Raw genomic sequence first — 21,073 nt, 5'->3', positions numbered from 1 at the left:
CCGAAAATTTCTTATATGGAATAAATCACTCGGGCTGGGCCGGTGCCAACGTAGAAACATCCAGCTTCCGGAGGTACTTGGGTACGGTAAATCGTTGGCCGTAGCGTTCCTTCAGTTCCCCGCAGCGATCGATGAACGCCTGGTGCCCGTAACTATAAATATAGCGCATGACGCCCCCGGTATACCCGGGAAAGCCCCAGCCGTATACGCTCGCCAGGTTCGCGGCCTCGATGTGCCCGATCACGTTCTCCTGCAGGCACCAACCCGCTTCGATCACCTGGGCGAAGAGGAAACGATCCTTCATCCGGGGGCGGTCGTAGTCCTCTTTCGTCACGGGAAAGTGCTGGGCCAGGCCCATCCACAAGCGGGGCTTGTCGCCGAGGTCGTAATCGTAAAAGCCCACCCGCTTGCTTTTTCCGCTGCGCTCCAGTTCGTCCCGCATCAGCTCGAGTGCCGGAACGGCCGGGTGCTGCAGGTAGCGCTGTCCGTAGTGCTCGGCCGCCTGCTGCTCGTAGCGCAGGACCAGCTTGAGCCCGAGATCGTCGGCCAGCGCCAGGGGGCCGGACTTCATGCCGGCCTGACGGCCCATGTTTTCGATCAGGGCGGCGGGGTAACCCTCCCGCAGCATGGTGATGCCCTCCAGGATGTAGGTATTCAGGACCCGTGCGGCAAAGAAGCCCCAGCTATCCTTGACCACGACGGGAAGCTTGCGGATCCCGATGGCAAAATCAAAGGCGCGGGCCACCGTTTCGTCGCTGGTCGCGTCACCTACCACCACTTCGACGACGGATGTTTTTTCGGCGGGAGAAAAGAAGTGTAAGCCCACGTAGTTCTCCGGTCGCATGCTCTCCTTACCCAACTCGGTGATCGGGATGGAGAGGGTATTCGTCGCGAAGACCGAATACTCGTCCAGGTGCTCCTCCGCCTCGCGGGTCACCTTGGTTTTTACCGACTTATTTTCGAAAACCGCCTCCACTACGATGTCGCAATCCGCAAACAAAGTGCTCTGGTTGGTGGTGGTGATCCTTGCGAGAAGTTGTTCGCGCTCCTCCGGCTGGAAGGTGCCCCGCTCGATGTATTCGTCAATTTTGTCCCCGACGAATTCCTTACCCCGGTCGGCAATGGGTTGACTTACATCCTTCAGGACCACTTCCAAACCGTTGCGCAGACAAAGGAAGGCGATACCGGAACCCATCTGGCCCGCCCCGATGATTCCTACCTTCCGGGCCCGGAACTTGCCGTACCCTTTGGGTCGGCCCACGCCCCGACGCACGGCCTGCTTGTCGAACCAGAAGGTGGAGATCATATTCTTGGTGACGGGGTTAGTGGCTACCCGGGCGTAGTACCGGCTGTCGAGCCGGTAGGCGGTCGCGAAGTCCAGTTTGCTTCCTTCGGCCAGCAGGTCGATGATGGCGCGTTTGGCGGGGTAGAGGTCGTTGGTGTGAGCCGAAAGCCGGGCCGTCAGGAGGCGAATGCGGTGGCCCAGATTGGGGTCGGCGGCCGTTCCTCCGGGAATACTGCCGTTGGGGTCGTCCCAGGGGCGGCGAACGTCGTGGTTTTCGAGCAGCCACCGTTTGGCCCGTGCCAACATTTCTTCCCGATCGGCGGCTAATTCATCGATGATGCCCACCTTGAGGGCTTCCTGGGGGCTATACCTACGACCCTCTAGCAGCAGCGGGTACGCCCGTTCGATTCCCAGTTGCCACATGAGCCGAATGATGGCTCCACCACTGGGGATCAGGCCGATCTTTACCTCCGGATGCCCCATACGTAATTTGTTGTCCGCAATGGCGATCCGGTAATGACAGGCCAGCGTAAGTTCGAAGCCGGTGCCGAGTGCATCGCCGTTGATGGCGGCGGCGACGGGTACCCCCGGTACTTCCAGGTCCCGCAAGAATTTTTTAAGTTGCTGGGCGGCGTCGAATGCCCGCAGCGGCTCTTCCAGTCGGTAGAGGTAGTCAAGGTCGCCGCTCTCCAGAAAATCCTGTTTGGCCGAGGTGATGATCACCCCGTTGAGCTTACCGGCCGCTTTCTCCTTTTTCAGGTGCTCGATGACCGGCGCGAAGGCGGCTACGATCTGGTGGTTCAGCAGGTTGCCCGACCGGCCCGACATATCGAGGATGAGCGTGACGATGTGGTCGGTGTCTTTCCGGTAGTGGATCATAGTCGTTCGATGATGGTGGAAACCGCCAGCCCCGCCCCCGCGTCGATGGTCAGGCTGCCCAGGGTCAGATCGCGGCGCTCGAGTTCATCCAGGATCTGGCACAGCATCATGCCCCCGACGGCGCCGAGGGGCTCGCCGAGGGCGATGCTGCCGCCCAGTACGTTGAGCCGGTCGTCGTCGATGGACAACCGTTGCTGAAAACGGATGGAGGGGGCGGCGAAGGATTCGTTAAACTCCCACAGGTCGATGTCATCCTTCCGTAATCCGGCCTGCTGCAGGGCCAGGTCGCTGGCGTTCACGCCGCCGGTGAGGAGGGTAGCGTCTACGGCCGACATCGCTACGGCCCGGATGCGCGCCCGGGGTTTAAGTCCGAGTCGCTCGCCGGCCTTCCGGTTGCCGAGCAGACAGAGGGCACAACCGTCGGCGGCCGGACTCGTATTGCCGTTGGTGTGCAGGTGATCGACGTGGTCGACGAGGGGGAAGCGGTGGAGGGCCATCTCATCGAAGCCGGCCAGGCCCATTTCGGCGAAACGAGGCTCGAGTGCGGCCAGGGATTCGGCGGTCAGCTGCGGATTCGGAAGCGCATCCTCCTCGAGAATGGGGATGCCGTTCTGGTCGGTGATCACTTCCATACTCGGGCGGAAGTAGCCCGCCTCCCGTGCCGCGGAGGCCTTCGCGTGGCTGCGCAGGGCGTAGGCATCCAGATCGGCCTGGGTAAGGCCGTGGGTGCTGGCCACCAGGTCGGCGGCCACTCCCTGGGGGATGTAGTGGCTGTTGATCACCGTGGCGGGGTCGTTCATCATCGGCCCGCTGTTGAGGTAGGTCGGCACCCGCGACATTACCTCCAACCCTCCGGCGATAATGGTCTCCCCGTAACCGGCCGTGATGCGCGCCGCGGCCAGGTTGATGGCCTCCAGTCCGCTGGTGTTGAAGCGGTTGATCTGGAGTCCGCCCCGCGCCTTGCCCCATCCCGCGTACAGCAGGGCCGCCCGGGCGATGTTGTAGCCCTGGTCGCCGGCCGGGGTATTGCAGCCGATGACGAGGTCGTCGATTTCGGTGGGTAGATCCTCCCGCCCGCTGCGGCGCTGAAAGGCGGTGAGGCACTGGGCGAGCAGTTCGATCGGTTTGACTTCGTAGAGGTCGGCGGGGTAGGTGGCGCGGCCCCGGGGACTGCGCAGCGCATCGTAGATAAAGGCTTCGGTGGGCAAGGCGAGCGGGGGGTTAGTGGTGGCGCGACAATATACGTCGTTCAATCCACGGCTTTCGTAGACTTACCTTTGCTCCCGCGTACCCGCCACATTATTTTCACGGAAAATCTCGCCACATGCCACGGAACAGACTCACCGGCTTCAGCCGGCTCCTCATATTTTTGATCATCGCTTTACCCGTCGTTTACGTGGGTGCCTCGCTCTACAACGGGGAAGATCCCGTCGCCAACGTGAAGGGCTGGCTGGGTATGGACGATCCCGCCCCCGCCGAACGATACGAAGCTCCACCCTCCACCGCCCGCGACGCACCGGCTACCTTCGAAAGCGTGGAAGAAGTGCGGGCGGAAAACGATCGCCTCCGCCAGGAACTCGCCCGCTGTCAGGGCCTCACCGAGAGCTAAATGGAGCGCGATCGCCCGACACGATTTCGCTACGGCGTTCACGAGTTCTTTTATACGCTGCTGTCGTTTCCGCGGGCCTGGCGGTTCATGCGCAACCACCGGCTCTGGGAAGGTTTGCGCGATTACGGCTGGGTGGCCCGGGGACTGGTGATCGTCGGCGTCCTGCTCGGTCTGACCATGATCTCCGAGGTCCTCGACTGGTTGCAGAACCACTCCGATGAGCCCCTGTACGCCATGGCCATCGGGGCCGACAGCCTGGTATACCGTCTGGCGGTCAAGGGGTACGAAAGCCTCTCCGAGGGCGCCCTCAACTGGGTAGTTTTGGTACTGCTCGAAGTGGTCATTTATCACTTTATGCGGCGCAGTCTTCAGGTCGTGGTGAACCGGGACGTGGCCGAAGCTCATACCTTCAAACCCTTCCTTCAGGCACAGAAGCGCATGATCAAAGTGTCGATCATGGCCCTCGTCGCTCAGGAAACGCTCGTCAATCTGGGAGACTCTTTGTTACCCGCCACCCTGGAGTGGTGGTTCGCGATCGGGGTGCAGTCGTTGATTCTGGGCTACGCCATCGCCGACAACTACAACGAACAATTCGACCTGACCATCCAGCAAAGTCTGCGGCACCTGTGGCGCAATTACATCGGCATCTGCCTCGGACTGGGCCTTCCGCTTTTCCTTATACTCAAGGTGCCAGTGGTGGGCACTATTCTCGGGCCGCTGGTCACGTCGGTCGCGGCCGCCATCGTGTTGCGCGAAAAAAGCGACCTTCACCTGGTCGGCTACCGCATGAGCGAGGAGGAACTCCGCAAAGCCGAACGGCGTGCCGCTAAAAGGAAACCCCATGCGTAAAATAGCGGCCTGGTCCGTACACATCTTTACGGCATCGGGCCTGCTGGCCGGCTTCATGGGACTGCTGGCCGTTACCGAGGGCGGCTACCGGCTGGCCATGTTCTGGGTGCTGGTTGCCCTGGTCATCGACGGCATCGACGGAACTTTCGCCCGCCTGGCGAAGGTCGAAGAAGTGCTGCCCCGCGTCAGCGGAAAGACGATCGACTACGTGATCGACTTTTTCACCTACGCTATTCTGCCGGCGTACTTCTTTTACGCGGCAGCCGATCTACAGTACCCTTACCGGCTCGCGGGTGCCTTCGCGATGTTGCTTTCGGCCGCCCTGTACTACGGGAAGGAGGGGATGGTAAGCGCGGACGGCAAGCACTTCGTGGGCTTCCCCGCCCTGTGGAATATGGTGGTATACTTGCTGATCTTCGTGATTCCCGGCTGGCCCGAATGGGTGCAGGTTACGCTGGTGTTTACCTTCGCCATCATGCACTTTCTGCCGATCCTGTTCGCTTATCCGAGCCGGGGCGGGCGGTGGTGGCCCCTTACCCTGGCGGCTACGTGCGCCTTCATCGGTTCGGCCGTCATGAATGTCTGGTACTATCCGGAGAGCAGTCCGTTCTGGCGCATCGTCTGCCTGGTCACCATCGTTTACTACGCCATACTCGCCGGGGTGGATACCTTTGCGGGCGGCGGCGCGCGGGAGCAGCGGTAGTTACCGTCGAGCGATGCTCCCCACCTGACCGGTAACCGCCAACTTTCTCAACTTACCGGGCGTCTTCTTCCTACCCCGAACGAACCGACCTCACCAATGCGCAAGCTGCTTGCCGCCCTCTTTTTCCTGCTGGCACTCGTAGCCCAATCGGTCAGTCTGCAGCACTGCGCTACGCCGACGCCGCCCCGGGGTGGTGACGTCGATTCCATCGGCCCGCGCCTGATCCTGGAAAAGTCGACCCCCAATTTTCAGACGAACTTTCGTCCGGAGCGCATCGTGCTCACCTTCGACGAATGGGTACAACTCGACCCCCAGCAACAGATCATCATTTCCCCGCCCCTGGATCTTCGCGGCGACAACCGGCCCGTACTGCAGCGGCGCAGTTTGATCATTCCGCTGGAAGGCCTCACGCTGCTCGACAACGTGACTTACGTCGTCAACATCGGCGCGGCCATCAAGGACCTCAATGAGGGAAATCCCACCAAAAACCTTCGGTTCGTTTTCGCCACCGGCCCGGTGCTGGACACCGCCTCCGTCAGCGGCACCGTGGTCGATGCATTCAGCGGGGAACCGGTAGACGGTGCCACCTTTACCCTCTACGGCAATCTCGCGGATACGGCAGTGTACACCGAAAACCCCACCTACTTCGCGATCACCGACAAGCAGGGAGCGTTTACCGTCAGCAACGTTAAGCCCGGACGGTACCGGGCCGTAGCCCTCCTCCGCAGTACCGGGGCAACCACCTACTTCGCTGACTATGCGGGGGTATTTCCTCCGACGGCGGTGGGCTACCTCGACAGCACGGTAACGGTCGTGGACGACGACAATCCGATCGGCACGCTACGCATCTCCGCGGTTCCCGTAACGCCGAGGATCACGGAAGCGGAAACGGACCGCTTCGGAATAGTGAAGATCGGCGTTAACCAGCCGGCCCGCAACGTAGATCTCCGATCGCGGCGATCCTATCTCCGCAGCGATGTCGGCGATACCATCCGTCTCTTCTACCGGGAGCCGGCCGCGGATACCATCCTCCTGGGCAGAGACAGTGCGTACACCGATACCCTCGTTGTTTCCGGTACCGGAGTGGGAGCGGAAGAATTGCCGCCGCTCACGACCGTAGGCCGATCTTCCAGCCGGGTAAACCCCGGGGAAGGCATCACGTTGGTATTTAACCGCCCCCTCGAATCCCTGGACACCTCACGTATGAATCTTTTTCGCGACACCCTGCCGCAGCGATTGAGCCCACGGTACGAGATCGACACGCTGGACCCCACCCGCCTGCTCCTGTTCGCGGGTGGTGATGGGGCCGCCCCCTTCCGGCTGGAACTGCTTCCCGGCGCGGTTACCGACTGGTACGCCCGGACCAATGCAGACTCTATCGTACGTACGCTAAATATCGACAGCCGGGAGAGTTACGGGGATCTGACCATAAATCTGGTTAACCTGAACGGTGCCGTCAGCTACATTCTTCGGCTGATCGACGACTCCGGTAACGTCATCGTCGGTAGTCGGCGCTACGTCGACCGCCGGTTTACCTACACCGCCGTGTACCGCAGCCTGAAACCGGGTACTTACCGTATGGAACTGGTGTACGACAGCAACAACAACGGCCGCTACGACGCCGGCGACCTGCGTTTCGGTCTCCAACCGGAAGTCGTGCAGCGCTTCGAGATCGAACCACTACGGGCAAACTGGGAGGTAGAGAAAACGGTGGACCTGGAGAACAACTGATGCAGGCGGCCGTTGCCACAGAACACTAACCTATGCAAGCATGAGTCTACAGAATAAGTACCGCAGCGTCCTCGATATGGGCGAAAAGTTCAACACCAAAAACGGCTACATCGAGGAAGCTGACGGCCGACTGCGCGTAGGGGGCATCGTGGAAACCCAGCGACAAAAAGATCTGATGTGGGATGAGATCAAACGAATTGGTGGCGAAAACCCCCGGGACATCGAAGCCGATATCAAGGTGAGCAACCACGCCTATTACGCGAAGCACACGGTGCAAAAGGGAGATAGCCTTTCCAAAATGGCGAAGGAATACTACGGTGACGCGATGGCCTACAAGAAGATATACGCGGCCAATACGGATCAACTGGATGATCCCAACAAGATTTTTCCCGGTCAGGAACTTACGATCCCCTTCCCGGATGGTCGTAAGCCTGATGCCTAAATCAACGGAATAAAAACCAGTATGCGAATGCCGCGCTCGAGTCCCGAGCGCGGCATTTTGCGTTGCGGGGAGCGGCACCGTAATTATGTGGTGACAAAATGTCTTGTTATTTTAAACTGAAGTGACATTATGTCCTGTAGTTCCGTTCGTGATTCCTTGGCATCCAGATTGCTTAGGGGTGGACAAACCATCAATTAATCCATCTACCATGAACATCATCAGTTCTAACCGCCCCTTTCCGGCGTCCTTCCGTTTCTTTGACGATCAGCGCACGCGTACGGCGCAGACGGCTCGTCCGGCCGTGAACATTATCGAGCACGAAGATCACTTCACGCTCGAGATGTACGCTCCGGGTCGTAACAAGGAATGGTTCAGCGTCGACTTTTTCGAAGGAACGCTGGAGGTCTCCTACACGATGGAGAAGACCGGCGATGAGCCGGACGTGAAGTACGTCCGCCGGGAGTTCGAGACCAATGATTTTTCCCGCCGATTCAAATTGAACGACGAGGTCATCGACGATACCGCCATCGAAGCGAATTATGAAGACGGCTTACTGCGCCTCACGCTGCCGAAGCGCGAACCGGTAACCAAGCAGGTTCGTCAGATCGCCGTAGCATAAGCGGAGGACTTAGGCCACTACATTACTGAGGAGTCGATTCCGGTTTGCCGGGATCGACTCCTTTCTTTTGGGCACGTGGGGGCAGGTTTTCCGCTTCCGAATTGGGTGTATTGTCAAATTCGATGCGTAGGGGAATATCCCGCTCGCTGCCGTAGAGTTTGATTTCCGTAATGTCGGCGGGCAGGTTGTAGTTATTGGCGTCGATGGCATTTTTGATGTCGCGGATCACCTCCCCCCTGACCTGGAGCGCCCCGGCGCGGAAGTCCTTGGTGTTTACCCAAAAGTACACGCGCAGATTCACCGTACTGGCGGCGAGCTCATCCTCGGCGACAAAATTGATGTGGTCGTCGTCCCGAATGATGAGTTCATTATGGTCGAGCACGTGTTGGATTACCTCCTTGGCGCCCTGGATGTCGTCTTCGTACGCGATGCCCACGACGAAATCGTAACGTATGAATCCGTCGGCGGTGTAATTCTGCACCGGTTCGGTCAGGACATCGGAATTCGGGATGTACACATCCTTACCGTCGAAGGTCTTGATGTGGGTATACCGAAACTGGAGGCTCTTGACCTTGCCGAAGTGATCGACCACCCGGATGGTGTCGTTGATGTCGAAGGGGCGGTTAAAGGCGAGAATGATCCCGGAGATAAAATTTTCACCGATGTCCCGGAACGCGAAGCCCAGGATCACCGCACTGGCTCCTAATGCACCGAAAAGGGCACCGGCGATTCCGCTGAGACCGGCCGCGCGCAGACCCAGCAGCACGGCCCCGATAATGATCAGCAGGCGGAGGGAGGTCACGAGGAATCGTCCCATCAGCGGATCTTCCATACGACCGAGAATCTTATTGCCGAAGAAACTGGCGATCTGGCGGGCGATGAATATCCCGACCACGATAATGATCAGGGCCAGGATCAGCCCCGGCACCGCCTCCAAAAATTGGTTCCAGTAATCGATAAATACCGTGCCCAGGCCCTTTACTTCGTCTTCCATATCCGCACAACCGGGGTGGGGGGAACTAGGTTTGGCCCTACCGCGCCTCGTGTACGAGTAAGAGGGTATCCAGGCCGAGTTGGAGCTTGATGAACTGGCGCATTCGACCTTCTTCCTGGGCATCGGCCGGAGCGGGTGTTTCCCGAATGGATACCATGGGGAGGTGCTCGTCGTAGGGAACGGCATCGTCGGGTCCGGATCGCTGGGTGCTCTGGGCGCGGGCAAGGCGAACTTGCTGTACTCTCGGAAAGGCCAGCATGAACTGCTGGGAGAAACTGATAAAGTCGACGCTGTCCATCCGGTAGCCGGTCAGTTCCTCCACGATGCGCTGCTGCTCGCGTTGGGAAGTGATCTCCGCCTGCTCGAGGGTCTGCAGCCGCATATTGATGTCTTCGAGGGTGGCCAGTTCGCCCTTGATACCGGCCAGTTCGGAGGGACTGTAGCTGGTATCGACCACCACCCGTGCGCCGGGGACCCGGTAGGGTGGGGACTGCAGCATTTCACTGTATATGGGTAGACTATCGGTGGGTACCCTGCGATTGGTCACGGGGTAGATCAACAGCGGTTCGGCGGGGTTGCGGCGGTCGAATATGGACGAACTGGCACTGGTGGGAAAGTATTTCGCGGTAAACTCCTCTACCGCACGGGCTTCCCGCTGCCGGGTCAGTACGTCGCGCAGGATGTAGTATCCCGGAAGGATCATCAGAACGCTGATGACGCCGATAACCAGTTGGCTCCGTTGGTTTTCCTGTTTGTTCATGTACTTCCGGAAGGGAAAGCGCAGAAGCCGGATGATGAGGTATGCCGTGGCGGCAATGAAGAAGGAGTTCAGAAAGAACAGGTAGAACGACCGCCAGAAGATGGTGAAATCCCCGCCGGTCTTGAGGCCCACCGTCAGACCGTAACCGGCTACGCAGAGCGGTGGCATCAGGGCCGTGGCAATGGCTACCCCCGGGATGGCGTTGGTTTTATCGGCGCGGGTCACGGATATAATTCCGGCGAGCCCCCCGAAGACGGCGATGAGCCCATCCAGAATGGTCGGCTCCGTGCGGGCCCGCATCTCGGGGGTAAAGAGGTCGAGGGGGGTGAAGAAAAAGTAGACCGAGCTCGTAATGAGGGCGATGGCGATGGCTACCCCGAAGTTGCGCAGCGCGATGCCGAGCATGCCCCGGTCGTTGGTCCCCACGCCGAGTCCGATGCCGAGAATGGGATTCATCAGCGGCGAGATGAGCATGGCACCGATAATCACGGCGCCGGAGTTGAGGTTGAGTCCGAGGCTGGCGATCATGATGGAGCACACCAGCATCCAGGCGTTGCTGCCCCGCATGAGCTTGCCGCTCACGATCGTCTGCACCGCCCCCTCCCGGTCGCTGCCCTCCCGCAGATCCATGAACTCCCGGAACCACCGTTTGATATCGCCGTCGCCGGGGCTGACTTCGGAAGATCCCTGCTTACCCTGATTCTTTTCCATGGGACGTACTAAACTAGAATGCCGTCGCTCATTTCCAGGCGCCGATCACTCATTTGTGCCAGTTCTTCGTTGTGGGTCACGATGATGAAGCTCTGGGAGAAATCCTCGCGTAGCCGGAAGAGCAGGTCGTGTAATTCCTGGGAGCTTCCGGAGTCGAGGTTGCCGCTGGGCTCATCGGCGAACACGATGGCCGGCTCATTGATGAGCGCGCGAGCGACGGCTACGCGCTGCTGTTCGCCACCGCTCATTTGCCCGGGCTTGTGGTTGGCCCGGTCGGAGAGGCCCAGGTACTGTAACAGTTCCCGGCCACGGCGTTCGGTCATCTGCTGGTCACGCTTCCCGATGTAGCCGGGAATACAGACGTTCTCCAGCGCCGTAAACTCCGGCAGTAAGTGGTGAAACTGGAAGACGAAGCCGATGCGTTCGTTGCGGAAGGCGGCCAGGCGCTTGTTATTCATCTCGAACACATCCTCGCCCCCGATGGTCAGTCGACCGGTGTCGGGCCGGTCTAGCGTACCCAGAATGTGCAGCAACGTGCTCTTGCCGGCGCCGCTTTTCCCGACGATGCTTACGATCTCGGCGGGCTGCACGCTCAGGTCCACGCCGCGCAGCACGGCCAGTTCGCCGTAGCTCTTTCTAATATTCGTGGCTTGTAACATGCTTAGTTGAAAATGATGGTCCGGTTGCCGAAGGGGAGGATCAGGTGCTGGAGCTGCAGGTAAACGGCCCGACTGAGAACCCGCTTTTCCACGTCCTTGCCGATGCGTTTCAGGTCCTCGATACCGTGGCGGTGGTTGACCGTCTCCACGGCCTGTGCGATGATAGGACCCTCGTCGAGGTCAGCCGTCACGTAATGGCTCGTGGCGCCGATCAGCTTCACCCCCCGTTCGAAGGCGCTGTGGTAAGGGCGGGCCCCCTTGAAGGCGGGCAGGAAAGAGTGATGAATATTGATGATCCGGTGGGGCCACTTGCGGCAAAAATCATCGGAAAGGATCTGCATGTACCGGGCCAGTACGATAAAATCGGTTTCCAGTTCCCGCAGCAGATGATCGGTCCGGGCTTCCTGATCGGCCTTGGTGGCGCGGGTGATCGGCAGGTAGTGGAACGGAATTTCGAAACGTTCGGCGATGTACTCCAGCTGCCGGTGATTACTCACGATGGCGGTGATCTCACAGTCGAACTCCCCGGTGCCGTGTCGCTGCAGCAGATCATACAGGCAGTGACTTGCCTTGCTCACGAAAATAGCCATCCGGGGGCGTCGCTCCGTAAAGTGAAGCTGCCACTTCATGGTGTACGTTTTTCCGATCAGGGTGTCAAAGTAGTCGTTGATCTTATCGCGGGGGATCAGAAAACCTTCCAGATCCCACTCCACCCGCATGAAGAAGTGGTTGAGCTCCCGGTCGACGTGTTGGTCCAGATCCAGGATGTTACCGCGATTCTTGTGGACGAACTCGGTGACCTCCGCGACGAGGCCGGCTTGATCGGGACAATGGATCAGGAGAATAGCGCTGTCGGACAAGGGGGGAAGGAGGTTTAGCGGGCGCAAGATAAGAAAAGCCTCCCCCTCGATGCGAAGGGGAGGCTTAGTCGGAACCTAGGTCCGTGGACCGTTGGAACCGGGCTTATGCGTTCTCGTAGCTACGCGCGAGCTGCTTCAGTTCGGAAACCGTGCGCTCGAAGGTTTGCAGGTGGCGCTGTAGCACCTGACGGGCGTCGGCACTCAGGGCAGTATCCCCGGCCACGTCGCGGTAGGTTTCGATGGCGCTCTCGTCTCCACGGATACACTCCTTGAGTACGGCGGCCTCGTCCTGGGTGGAGAGGGCGGACTTGATGTCGATCCAGGCACGGTGTAACGCGGCGCCGGTACTTCCACCCTTGTCCACTTCACCGCCGAGGCGGGTAATGAACGGCTTGATTTCGTGGCCGAAGTTGTAGCGCTGCTGGCTGAGCTCACGGAATTTGGTAGCGAGCGACACGCTGTCCACTTCCTCGGCGGCTTCCTTATATCCGTTTTCTCCGTCGTAGAGCGTGGTGATGAGTCGGTTGAGGCCTTTTACTTGATCTTTGCTTGTGTTGTCCATTCGTGGTGAATTTGGCGTGCGGGGACGACCCCACACGGTTGGTTATAAAATACTTTCGGTGGATCCGGCCGTAGCCGGGCTCCGGTTTTACAACGCAAGCTCATTCACAGACGTTCGTTCGTCCCCTAAATTCTTACTTGACCCGAATGGTGCTTTCCCCCCGGTTGGTCATGTCCTTCTCCAGCATGCGGGTTTCGACCCACTTCCGGTTCTCGGCAATCTCCCCGTTCAGGTATTTTTCGATCATCAGGCTGGCGATGGGCGCTGCCACCGAGCCGCCGAATCCGCCGTTCTCCACGTAAACCATGATGGCGATCTTCGGGTCGTCGGCCGGCGCGAAGGCGACAAAGCTCGAGTGGTCCCCGTAGCTATTCTGGATGGTCCCCGTCTTTCCGCAGATGTCGATGCCCGGCACGTCGGCCACCCGGGCGGTACCCTCGGTGACGGTCTTGCGCATGCCCCGTACGACGGTTTCGAAGTGGTCCCGGTCGATATCGATGTCGTGGCGTTCGGCGGTGACCGTGCGGGCCACTCCCTCGTTTCCTTCCTGGACCTGCTTCACCAGGTGCGGAGTGTACCAGTGGCCCCGGTTGGCGATGGCCGCCACGAAGTTTGCGGTCTGCAGGGCCGTCAGTTCGTACTCCCCCTGACCGATGGCCAACGAGCGGATCCAGATGGCGCGCCAGAACTGATCTTCCGCGAAGCGATCGGTATAGTAAGTAGAGGTAGGCACGTTGCCGGCGATCTCCCCCGGAAAGTCGATCCCCAGTTTGCTGCCAAGCCCGAATTGGTAGAGGTACTCGTTGAATTCGTCCAGGCCCTTCTCGGGGGTTAGGCCGCCGTAGCGGTTGATGTTCTCGAGCCAGGCGGTCACGAAGTAGGCATTGCAACTCTGGGCGATGGCATCCTCCACGTTGGTGCAGTAGGGATGGTTGTGGCAGCCCAGGAGTACCCGTCCACCGCTGGCGAAACCGCCGGGGCAGGAAATTCCGCGGTCAGGCGTAAGGGTGCCCGTTTCCATGGCGATGAGGGCAACCAGGGTCTTAAAGGGGGAGCCGGGCGGGTACTTACCGTTGATGGCCCGGTTGAGCAGCGGTTGCAGGGTGTCGTTCTGCAGGCGGGTAAAGGATTTACCGCGGTTGCGGCCGATGCGCAGGGAGCGGGGGTCGTAGGTCGGAGCGGAAATCATGGCAAGCACCTCCCCGGTGGAGGGTTCCAATGCCACGACACTGCCGATCTTGTTTACCATGAGCTCCTCCCCATATTCCTGTAGGTCCAGGTCGATAGTGGTGATAAGATCGGTACCTACCGTAGCATCTACGTTCAGTGCCCCATCCAGCACCTCGCCGGCTTCACGGCCCAGGCGATCCCGGTACACCAGCCGGCTGCCCTTTTCTCCCCGGAGCTCGCGCTCGTACTGGTATTCGAGCCCCGATATTCCGTGATAGTCCCCGCCGGTGTACCTACCGCCCCCACGGTCGATGGTGCGCTGGCTGACCTCGCCCATGTACCCGAGTAAGTGCGCGGCTACGGTATGGGGGTAATTGCGCGAGGAACGCAGGCTGGCCGAGAAGCCCGGAAACTGGAAGAGGTTCTCCTGGAACGTGGCGTAGACGTCGGGTGAGACGTTGGCCAGGAAGGTAAAGGGCTTCGAGGGACTGTACTTCCCTCCCCACCGGTCGGGAATGGCGCCTTCGAAGTAGTCGCGGGTAATCCCGAGCAACTCGCAGAAGCGGGTCGTATCAAAGTCCGCGGCCCGTCGCTCGAACTGATTGTACGTCAGTTCGATCTGGTAGATCGGCTCGTTGATCGTGAGCAACTTACCGTTGCGGTCGGTCATCAGCCCGCGGGCGGGATACTGATCGATCTGACTGTTACCGACACCGTCGGCGCGGGTGCGCCAGGTATTGCTGACGACCTGCAGGTGAAAGGCCTTTCCGAGCAGGAGCGCCAGCACGACGATCATCACGGCGCGGATACTCAGGGTCCGGACGTCAACTGTCTTGGTGGGCATGCAGGAAGGACTAAGCTTTAGGATTGAAGATAAGCACGAGGATCACCATCACCAGGATACTCGCGGGAAAACTCAGGAGGGTCTTTAGAACGATATCGACCAGGAAAAAGATGGAAAAGGTCTGGAGTAAAAAGAAGACCAGCAGGTGCACGACCAGGATCAGGGCCAAGTAGGAGTACATCCACCCGCTACCCAGGTCGGCAATGGTGGGGTTAGCCTTGATGTTGTACCCGTCCCGCGGTTGCACGAACTGCAGGAGGAGCGGACGCGCGTAGGCGGTAAAGGTGAGCGCCCCCGCATGTAAGCCCAATGTTTCACTGAAGAAATCCACGCTGAGTCCGAGGAGGAAGGCCAGCAGAATGACCAACGGTCGGGGGGTGCGCAGCGGAAGCATCGCCAGGAAAAGGGGGTAGACGAACACGAACAGGTAGTCCTTTCCGCCCCAACCCCAGGCGACCTGGTTGAAGATGAAGACCTGGGCGACGAGCAGGACGACGAACCGGATCGCGCTGTTGATGACCGCCGAGGTATTCATCGTACACGATTTAGCCGGTCCAGCTCCTCCTTGAACAGATCACGCACGACGTAGCCGTTCGCCGCCGTCAGGGGGTCATTCAGCAGGACCACGGTCAGGTTCTGTGACCCCGTGCCGGGCAGGGGATCGCTGGACTCCACGGTGCCGATCGGCAGACCGGTCGGGAACACGTTGGAATAGCCCGTGGTGAAAACCGTATCGTTGGGTGCTACCGGTATGTAGTCCGGCATGTCGGTGATCGTAACCCGGCGGGGGTCCTTCCCGTCCCAGCGGAGGGTACCGAAGGCGTTGTTGTCGAGTCCCGCGCTGATCCGAGTATCGAGGTGCAGGATGCTGATGACCCGGGCGTGGCGGGGAGTCACCTCACTGACGATGCCCAGCAGTCCCCCGTCGGTGACCACGCCCTGCCCGCGCTCCACCTGCAGGTTGGAACCCCGGTCGATGATCAGAGTATTGTAGGGGCCGTAGGGCGATTTATTTACGATGCGGCTGGCCAGGTAGGTGAACCTTTGCTGAAAGGCGGAGTCCGTCACCGATGCGGTATCGATGCGGGTGTCGTATTCCGAGCCCGGAATGCGCGCCAGCAGGGCGGCATTTTCCCGCCGCAGGACTTCATTCTCCCGGGCCACGTCCAGAAAAGCCAGTTTCTCGTTGATCTTTTCGGTAAGGAAGCTGCCGTATACCGATTTCGTTTCCAGCCAGATGGCCCGCTGGCCGTCGTTGTGGTGAACAATCAGGTAGAGACACAACAATTCGAGGATGGCAAAGGTGAATAGGCCACCGCTGTTGATGATGAGTCTCAGCAGTCTCCCCATCTAGCTGACGCTGCTTGCCGGTACCAGAATAGCCTTGTAGCGACGGGTGTCCTGCAGGGCCTTGCTCGTGCCGCGAACGACCGCCAGCAACGGATCTTCGGCGACGTGTACGGGCAGTTGGGTCTTCTTGCTGAGGCGACGGTCCAGCCCGCGCAGCATCGCACCCCCGCCGGTCAGGTAAAGGCCGGTGGAGTAAATGTCGCTCGCCAGTTCGGGCGGAATGGTCTCCAGGGCGCGAATGACGGCATCCTCGATCTGAGTAATCGCCTCGTCGAGGGCTCCGGCGATCTCCTGGTAGGTGACGGTGATCTGCCGCGGAATGCCGTTGAGCAGGTCACGACCGTTGATGGCGAAGTCCGCCGGCGGGTCGTCCAGTTCGGGCAGGGCACTACCGACGTGGATCTTGATCTGCTCCGCCGTCCGCTCCCCGATGAGGATGTTGTGCGTCTTGCGCATATAGTTCAGGATATTCTGCGTCAACTCATCTCCGGCGATGCGGATGGACTGGTCGCTGACGATTCCCGATAGGGCGATCACGGCGATCTCGGTGGTTCCTCCCCCGATGTCGATGATCATGTTGCCGACGGGCTCCTCCACGTCCAGTCCGATGCCCAGGGCGGCGGCCATGGGTTCGTAGATCAGGTAGGTTTCCTTGGCGTCCACGCGGGCGGCACTCTCGAACACGGCGCGTTTTTCCACTTCCGTGATGCCGGAAGGGATACAGATCACCATCTTCAGGTGAGAGAAGAAGGCGCGCCGGGGACCGATCATGTCAATCAGCCCCTTGATCATTTGCTCGGCGGCCCGAAAATCGGCGATCACCCCGTCCTTTAGCGGGCGCACCGTCTGGATATTCTCGTGCGTTTTCTCGTGCATCTGCATGGCCCGGCGACCGACCGCGATGGTCTCCTCGGATTTCCGGTCGATGGCTACGATCGACGGTTCGTCGATGACGACTTCCCCGTTCTGTATGATAAGTGTATTGGCCGTGCCGAGATCGACGGCAAGCTCCTGTTTAAAGAAGTTTAGAAAGCGCATTCCCCTAAGTTGTGGACCTCGCTGCGGTCCCGTTGATATCAGTTCGCAAAGGTAGTTTGGCAAACCGGTTGTAAGGTAGTCAGACGGAAGCTAATGTACCCAAGGACAAAAAGTCCCGTCACCCGGGGCGTCGGCTATCCGTAGTTCCCGCTGGCTCCCGCGCGCCCGCCCTGGTATACTCCCCCCGCTCATGCTACCTTTGCGCGATGACTGCTACCGAAATCCGCCGTGCCTTTTTGGAGTTCTTCCGGGAGAAAAACCACAAGCTCGTTCCCTCCGCGCCGATCGTCAATAAGGACGACCCGAGCCTCATGTTCACCAACGCCGGGATGAACCAGTTCAAGGACTTTTTCCTCGGCGACAAAGTGCCCGCCAACCGGCGGGTAGCGGATACCCAGAAGTGCATGCGCGTCAGCGGCAAACACAACGACCTCGACGACGTAGGCCGCGACGGCACCCACCACACCATGTTCGAGATGCTGGGCAACTGGAGCTTCGGCGACTACTTCAAGGACGAGGCCATCGCCTGGAGCTGGGAACTCCTCACCGACCGCCTCGGTATCTCCCCCGACCGGCTGTACGCCACCGTCTTTGAAGGAGCGCCGGACGAGGGGATCCCCGTCGACGACGAAGCCCGAAATTTCTGGTTGCGTTACCTGCCCGAAGACCGTATCCTCTACGGCAATAAGAAGGATAACTTCTGGGAAATGGGGGAGACCGGTCCCTGCGGCCCCTGCACCGAAATCCACGTCGATACCCGCCCGGAAAACGAACGCGCCACCCGGCCCGGCCGCGAGCTGGTGAACGTCGACGGCAGCGGCGTCGTGGAGATCTGGAATAATGTATTCATCCAATTCAACCGCCGCGCCGACGGTAGTCTCGTCAATCTGCCCGAGCGCCACGTCGATACCGGCATGGGCTTCGAGCGGCTGTGCATGATTCTGCAGGAAAAGACCGCCACCTACGATACGGACGTCTTCACGCCCCTCATCGCGGAGATCGAGCGGCTCAGCGGAAGATCTTACGGGGGCAGCTACGCAGCCGACGCCAAGGCCGATATGGCCATGCGCGTCGTAGCCGACCACCTGCGGGCCGTAGCCTTTACCATCGCCGACGGACAGCTACCCGGCAGCGGCGGCGCCGGTTACGTGGTGCGGCGCATCCTCCGGCGGGCCGTGCGTTACGCCTACTCCTTCCTGGATCGGAAGGAACCCTTTATGTACCAGTTGATGCCCGTGCTCGTCCGCGAAATGGGGGAGGCCTTTCCGGAACTGGCTCGCCAGCAGGAGCAAATTACGCGCATCATTCAGAGCGAGGAAAAGTCGTTCCTGCAGACCCTCGAAAACGGCCTGACCCGCTTCGCCGGCCTCCAGGCGCAGGACGGAACGATCGACGGCCAGGACGCCTTCGAACTCTACGACACCTTCGGATTTCCCATCGACCTCACCCGCCTGCTCGCCGAGGAACGGGGACTGAGCGTGGACGAGGCCGGATTCCAACGTGCCCTCCGGGAACAAAAGGAGCGCAGCCGCCGCGACGCCGCCAAGGAGGTGGGCGACTGGGCCGTGATCAGCGACGAGCCCTCGGTGTTTATCGGCTACGACGTGCTTTCGGACGCGGGTGCCCGCATCACCAAGTACCGCACCGTGAAGGTGAAGGACAAGCCGCAGTACGAACTGGTACTCGACCGCACGCCCTTCTACGGCGAGAGTGGCGGACAGGCCGGCGATACCGGTACACTCAGAGTAGGGGAGGAAACGATCAAAGTGCTGGGCACGGTAAAGGAAAACGACCTCACCGTACACGTGGTCGATAAGCTGCCGGCCCAGCCGGATGCCGACGTGTACGCCGCCGTGGATCCGGAGCTGCGCCTGGCCATCAGCAACAATCATACGGCCGCCCACCTGCTGCACGCCGCCCTGCGGGAAGTCCTGGGGGAGCACGCCGTTCAGAAAGGACAGGATGTACGGGCCGAAAAACTGCGCTTTGACTTCAGCCACTTCGAGCGGCCCAGCGACGAGCAACTGGAAACCATCGAGCGGATGGTCAATGCCCGCATCCGCCAGAACATCCCGCTGACCGAACGCCGCGACGTACCCATTGCCGAAGCCCGGCAGTCGGGCGCGATGATGCTCTTCGGCGAGAAGTACGGGGATACGGTACGCATCATCACCTTCGACGCCGACTTTAGTTCGGAGCTCTGCGGGGGTACCCACGTGAAGCACACCGGTGAGCTCGGCCTCTTCAAGATCACCAGTGAAAGCTCCCTGGCGGCCGGCATCCGGCGGATGGAAGCCGTTACCGCCCGGGGGGCGGAAAGCTTCGTGAGCGAACGGCTGGCAATGCTCCAGGGGGTTCGTGAACGCCTCAAAAACACCGGCGACCCCGTGGCGGCCGTAGCGAGCCTGCAGGACGAGAACCGGACCCTGAAGAAGGAAGTAGAAAAGCTGCAAGCCAAGCAGGCCGGAGACCTCAAGGGCGAACTGCAGGAGGCTATGGAGCCCCTGGGCGGGATCAACTTCCTGGCGCGGCGAATCGACCTGGCGGACGCCGCCGCGGTAAAAAACCTGGCCTTTCAACTGACCGGTGAGATCGACAACGCTTTCGTACTGCTGGCGAGTGAATCTGACGGAAAGGCCCTGCTGACCCTGGCCGTAAGTAAGGGTCTGGCGGGCAAGGAGGCGGGAGCGGTGAACGCGGGAGCCATGATTCGGGAACTGGCCAAACATATTCGCGGCGGTGGGGGAGGGCAGCCCTTTTTCGCCACCGCGGGGGGTAAGGATCCCCAGGGCATTCCGGCGGCCCTGGCCGCCGCCCGGGAAATGATGGGCAAGCTGGTAACCTCCTAAGTGTCCGATTCGGACTACGACGACCGTACCGCCCGGCACTACGCGGCCTACCGGCCGCCCCTGCACGAACCGCTACTGCGGACTTGCCTACAGGGACGGTACGCTGCCGGACTCGATGTCGGCTGCGGTACGGGTCACTCCACCCGGGCCCTCAGGGCGTACTGTGACCGGGTTACCGGTATCGACCCGAGTGAGGCGATGCTGTCCCGGGCCCCGGTCACGGCCGGGATAGACTATCTACCCTTTGACGGCCGCCGGTTTCCCTTTCCCGCCGGAAGTTTCGACGTGATCACCTTCGCCGGGTCGCTGTTCTACGCTAAATCCCCGCAGCTGCTGCGGGAAGTGGAGCGGGTGGGGCGAGCGGGTGGGGTAGTGGTCGTTTACGATTATCTGACGCCCTCCGCGGAACTCGCCGAACGTCTGCTGGGCATCCGGGCACCGGCAACGGACGTCCCCGCTTACGATCATACCGTGACCTTCGACGATTTGCATCCCACCGTGCTGCGTCACCGGGAATCACAATCCGGCCGGATGAAAGTGAGCATGGGGCCGGGAGAGCTTGCCAATTTGCTGCTGAGCGAGCGACCTCTCCGCGACGTTCTCCGGTCCGCTTACGGGGCGGCGGATCTGCCCTCCCGGGTGGAGTCCGCCCTGCACGCGGCACTTCCGGAGGGTGCGCAAACCGTGGACGCCGTGTTCCGGGTATTTACGGCAGTTTACTTTATTGGCACCCGGAACAAGCGGTAAGGGTTACCTTGCCGCAAAATCCAAGCACATGACCTTTCAGGAACTCAACGATGGCGTAACCAAGGCCGCGGCCAATGCCCCCAATCTCGGCAAGAGCATCAAACTCCAACTGGACGAAGGCGTCATCTTCATCGATATGACCGGTGACCAGGCCAAGGTGAGCAACGAAGACAAGGAGGCCGACACGACCGTCACGACTACGGTTGACGTACTGGACCAATTGCGCAACGGCAAGATCAATCCCATGATGGCCATGATGAGCGGTAAGGTGAAGATCAAGGGGGACATGGGCCTGGCCATGAAGCTCCAGGGACTGCTTAGCTAGCGCTCCCCTCCCTGTCCGATTGGGGTACCCTAAGACAATTCGGGGTTTACCCCGGTCACGGCTTCAAGCAATTTCCCCGATTATGCG

At 60.3% G+C, this 21,073-nt stretch carries 20 protein-coding genes; 9 read left to right on the top strand and 11 right to left on the bottom strand.

Annotated elements, in window-relative coordinates; genetic code table 11:
- Positions 1-25: 25 nt before the first annotated feature.
- On the bottom strand, positions 26-2,164 hold the full coding sequence (locus tag NMA52_RS06895) for a 3-hydroxyacyl-CoA dehydrogenase NAD-binding domain-containing protein (protein ID WP_254826921.1): 2,139 nt from the start codon (positions 2,162-2,164) through the stop codon (positions 26-28).
- Entirely contained in the window at positions 2,161-3,372 is a 1,212-nt protein-coding gene (locus NMA52_RS06890; protein WP_254826920.1) for an acetyl-CoA C-acyltransferase, read from the bottom strand. The genes NMA52_RS06895 and NMA52_RS06890 overlap by 4 nt, the downstream gene beginning before the upstream one ends.
- A 116-nt stretch (positions 3,373-3,488) precedes the next feature.
- Between NMA52_RS06890 and NMA52_RS06885 the strand changes: the two genes are divergently transcribed.
- The 6 genes from NMA52_RS06885 to NMA52_RS06860 all read left to right on the top strand — a co-directional run bounded on the left by NMA52_RS06885 (position 3,489) and on the right by NMA52_RS06860 (position 8,117).
- Positions 3,489-3,773: a hypothetical protein gene (locus tag NMA52_RS06885; RefSeq protein WP_254826919.1), complete on the top strand. Its 285-nt coding sequence runs from the start codon at positions 3,489-3,491 to the stop codon at positions 3,771-3,773.
- Positions 3,774-4,622, top strand: a complete 849-nt coding sequence (locus tag NMA52_RS06880) for a hypothetical protein (RefSeq protein ID WP_254826918.1) — start codon at positions 3,774-3,776, stop codon at positions 4,620-4,622. It begins immediately after the preceding gene.
- Positions 4,615-5,325, top strand: a complete 711-nt coding sequence (locus tag NMA52_RS06875; protein ID WP_254826917.1) for a phosphatidylcholine/phosphatidylserine synthase — start codon at positions 4,615-4,617, stop codon at positions 5,323-5,325. Before NMA52_RS06880 ends, NMA52_RS06875 begins: the two co-directional genes overlap by 8 nt.
- 96 nt (positions 5,326-5,421) lie before the next feature.
- Positions 5,422-7,056, top strand: coding sequence for an Ig-like domain-containing protein (locus NMA52_RS06870; RefSeq protein ID WP_254826916.1), 1,635 nt, complete (start codon positions 5,422-5,424; stop codon positions 7,054-7,056).
- 40 nt (positions 7,057-7,096) lie between these two features.
- A complete protein-coding gene (locus NMA52_RS06865; protein WP_254826915.1) occupies positions 7,097-7,498 on the top strand; it encodes a LysM peptidoglycan-binding domain-containing protein in 402 nt (133 codons plus the stop codon).
- A 208-nt stretch (positions 7,499-7,706) separates the two neighbouring features.
- Positions 7,707-8,117, top strand: a complete 411-nt coding sequence (locus NMA52_RS06860) for an Hsp20/alpha crystallin family protein (RefSeq protein ID WP_254826914.1) — start codon at positions 7,707-7,709, stop codon at positions 8,115-8,117.
- 22 nt (positions 8,118-8,139) lie between these two features.
- Here the strand turns inward: NMA52_RS06860 and NMA52_RS06855 are convergent, their stop codons facing one another.
- The 9 genes from NMA52_RS06855 to NMA52_RS06815 all read right to left on the bottom strand — a co-directional run bounded on the left by NMA52_RS06855 (position 8,140) and on the right by NMA52_RS06815 (position 17,065).
- Positions 8,140-9,111, bottom strand: a complete 972-nt coding sequence (locus tag NMA52_RS06855; RefSeq protein ID WP_254826913.1) for a mechanosensitive ion channel family protein — start codon at positions 9,109-9,111, stop codon at positions 8,140-8,142.
- Between the two features lie 37 nt (positions 9,112-9,148).
- Entirely contained in the window at positions 9,149-10,582 is a 1,434-nt protein-coding gene (locus NMA52_RS06850; protein WP_254826912.1) for a DUF389 domain-containing protein, read from the bottom strand.
- Between the two features lie 8 nt (positions 10,583-10,590).
- On the bottom strand, positions 10,591-11,241 hold the full coding sequence (locus NMA52_RS06845; protein WP_254826911.1) for an ABC transporter ATP-binding protein: 651 nt from the start codon (positions 11,239-11,241) through the stop codon (positions 10,591-10,593).
- A 2-nt stretch (positions 11,242-11,243) separates the two neighbouring features.
- A complete protein-coding gene (purU, locus tag NMA52_RS06840) occupies positions 11,244-12,101 on the bottom strand; it encodes a formyltetrahydrofolate deformylase (protein WP_254826910.1) in 858 nt (285 codons plus the stop codon).
- A 103-nt stretch (positions 12,102-12,204) separates the two neighbouring features.
- A complete protein-coding gene (locus NMA52_RS06835; protein WP_254826909.1) occupies positions 12,205-12,663 on the bottom strand; it encodes a PA2169 family four-helix-bundle protein in 459 nt (152 codons plus the stop codon).
- A 133-nt stretch (positions 12,664-12,796) separates the two neighbouring features.
- Positions 12,797-14,677: a penicillin-binding protein 2 gene (gene mrdA / locus NMA52_RS06830; RefSeq protein ID WP_254826908.1), complete on the bottom strand. Its 1,881-nt coding sequence runs from the start codon at positions 14,675-14,677 to the stop codon at positions 12,797-12,799.
- Positions 14,678-14,687: 10 nt separating this feature from the next.
- Positions 14,688-15,212, bottom strand: coding sequence for a hypothetical protein (locus NMA52_RS06825; RefSeq protein ID WP_254826907.1), 525 nt, complete (start codon positions 15,210-15,212; stop codon positions 14,688-14,690).
- Positions 15,209-16,027, bottom strand: coding sequence for a rod shape-determining protein MreC (gene mreC / locus NMA52_RS06820; protein WP_254826906.1), 819 nt, complete (start codon positions 16,025-16,027; stop codon positions 15,209-15,211). The genes NMA52_RS06825 and mreC overlap by 4 nt, the downstream gene beginning before the upstream one ends.
- Positions 16,028-17,065: a rod shape-determining protein gene (locus NMA52_RS06815; RefSeq protein ID WP_254826905.1), complete on the bottom strand. Its 1,038-nt coding sequence runs from the start codon at positions 17,063-17,065 to the stop codon at positions 16,028-16,030.
- A 206-nt stretch (positions 17,066-17,271) separates the two neighbouring features.
- On the opposite strand from NMA52_RS06815, the gene alaS reads away from it, so the two are divergent.
- Genes alaS through NMA52_RS06800 form a run of 3 tightly spaced genes read left to right on the top strand, consistent with a single transcriptional unit; the run spans position 17,272 to position 20,986 of the window.
- Positions 17,272-19,914, top strand: a complete 2,643-nt coding sequence (gene alaS / locus NMA52_RS06810) for an alanine--tRNA ligase (protein ID WP_254826904.1) — start codon at positions 17,272-17,274, stop codon at positions 19,912-19,914.
- Positions 19,915-20,661: a methyltransferase domain-containing protein gene (locus NMA52_RS06805; protein WP_254826903.1), complete on the top strand. Its 747-nt coding sequence runs from the start codon at positions 19,915-19,917 to the stop codon at positions 20,659-20,661.
- A 28-nt stretch (positions 20,662-20,689) separates the two neighbouring features.
- Positions 20,690-20,986, top strand: a complete 297-nt coding sequence (locus NMA52_RS06800; RefSeq protein ID WP_254826902.1) for an SCP2 sterol-binding domain-containing protein — start codon at positions 20,690-20,692, stop codon at positions 20,984-20,986.
- Positions 20,987-21,073: the final 87 nt, after the last annotated feature.

Source organism: Lewinella sp. JB7 (assembly GCF_024297185.1).
Lineage (GTDB): Bacteria > Bacteroidota > Bacteroidia > Chitinophagales > Saprospiraceae > Neolewinella.
This window is presented reverse-complemented; position numbering and strand designations above follow the sequence as displayed.

What these genes read in the sequence shown, in the direction of transcription:
- NMA52_RS06895 (WP_254826921.1), bottom strand. Translation starts at nt 2,164, where the DNA reads ATGATCCACTACCGGAAAGACACCGACCACATCGTCACGCTCATCCTC.
- NMA52_RS06885 (WP_254826919.1), top strand. Translation starts at nt 3,489, where the DNA reads ATGCCACGGAACAGACTCACCGGCTTCAGCCGGCTCCTCATATTTTTG.
- NMA52_RS06880 (WP_254826918.1), top strand. Translation starts at nt 3,774, where the DNA reads ATGGAGCGCGATCGCCCGACACGATTTCGCTACGGCGTTCACGAGTTC.
- NMA52_RS06875 (WP_254826917.1), top strand. Translation starts at nt 4,615, where the DNA reads ATGCGTAAAATAGCGGCCTGGTCCGTACACATCTTTACGGCATCGGGC.
- NMA52_RS06870 (WP_254826916.1), top strand. Translation starts at nt 5,422, where the DNA reads ATGCGCAAGCTGCTTGCCGCCCTCTTTTTCCTGCTGGCACTCGTAGCC.
- NMA52_RS06865 (WP_254826915.1), top strand. Translation starts at nt 7,097, where the DNA reads ATGAGTCTACAGAATAAGTACCGCAGCGTCCTCGATATGGGCGAAAAG.
- NMA52_RS06860 (WP_254826914.1), top strand. Translation starts at nt 7,707, where the DNA reads ATGAACATCATCAGTTCTAACCGCCCCTTTCCGGCGTCCTTCCGTTTC.
- NMA52_RS06855 (WP_254826913.1), bottom strand. Translation starts at nt 9,111, where the DNA reads ATGGAAGACGAAGTAAAGGGCCTGGGCACGGTATTTATCGATTACTGG.
- NMA52_RS06850 (WP_254826912.1), bottom strand. Translation starts at nt 10,582, where the DNA reads ATGGAAAAGAATCAGGGTAAGCAGGGATCTTCCGAAGTCAGCCCCGGC.
- NMA52_RS06845 (WP_254826911.1), bottom strand. Translation starts at nt 11,241, where the DNA reads ATGTTACAAGCCACGAATATTAGAAAGAGCTACGGCGAACTGGCCGTG.
- NMA52_RS06835 (WP_254826909.1), bottom strand. Translation starts at nt 12,663, where the DNA reads ATGGACAACACAAGCAAAGATCAAGTAAAAGGCCTCAACCGACTCATC.
- mrdA (WP_254826908.1), bottom strand. Translation starts at nt 14,677, where the DNA reads ATGCCCACCAAGACAGTTGACGTCCGGACCCTGAGTATCCGCGCCGTG.
- NMA52_RS06825 (WP_254826907.1), bottom strand. Translation starts at nt 15,212, where the DNA reads ATGAATACCTCGGCGGTCATCAACAGCGCGATCCGGTTCGTCGTCCTG.
- mreC (WP_254826906.1), bottom strand. Translation starts at nt 16,027, where the DNA reads ATGGGGAGACTGCTGAGACTCATCATCAACAGCGGTGGCCTATTCACC.
- NMA52_RS06815 (WP_254826905.1), bottom strand. Translation starts at nt 17,065, where the DNA reads ATGCGCTTTCTAAACTTCTTTAAACAGGAGCTTGCCGTCGATCTCGGC.
- alaS (WP_254826904.1), top strand. Translation starts at nt 17,272, where the DNA reads ATGACTGCTACCGAAATCCGCCGTGCCTTTTTGGAGTTCTTCCGGGAG.
- NMA52_RS06800 (WP_254826902.1), top strand. Translation starts at nt 20,690, where the DNA reads ATGACCTTTCAGGAACTCAACGATGGCGTAACCAAGGCCGCGGCCAAT.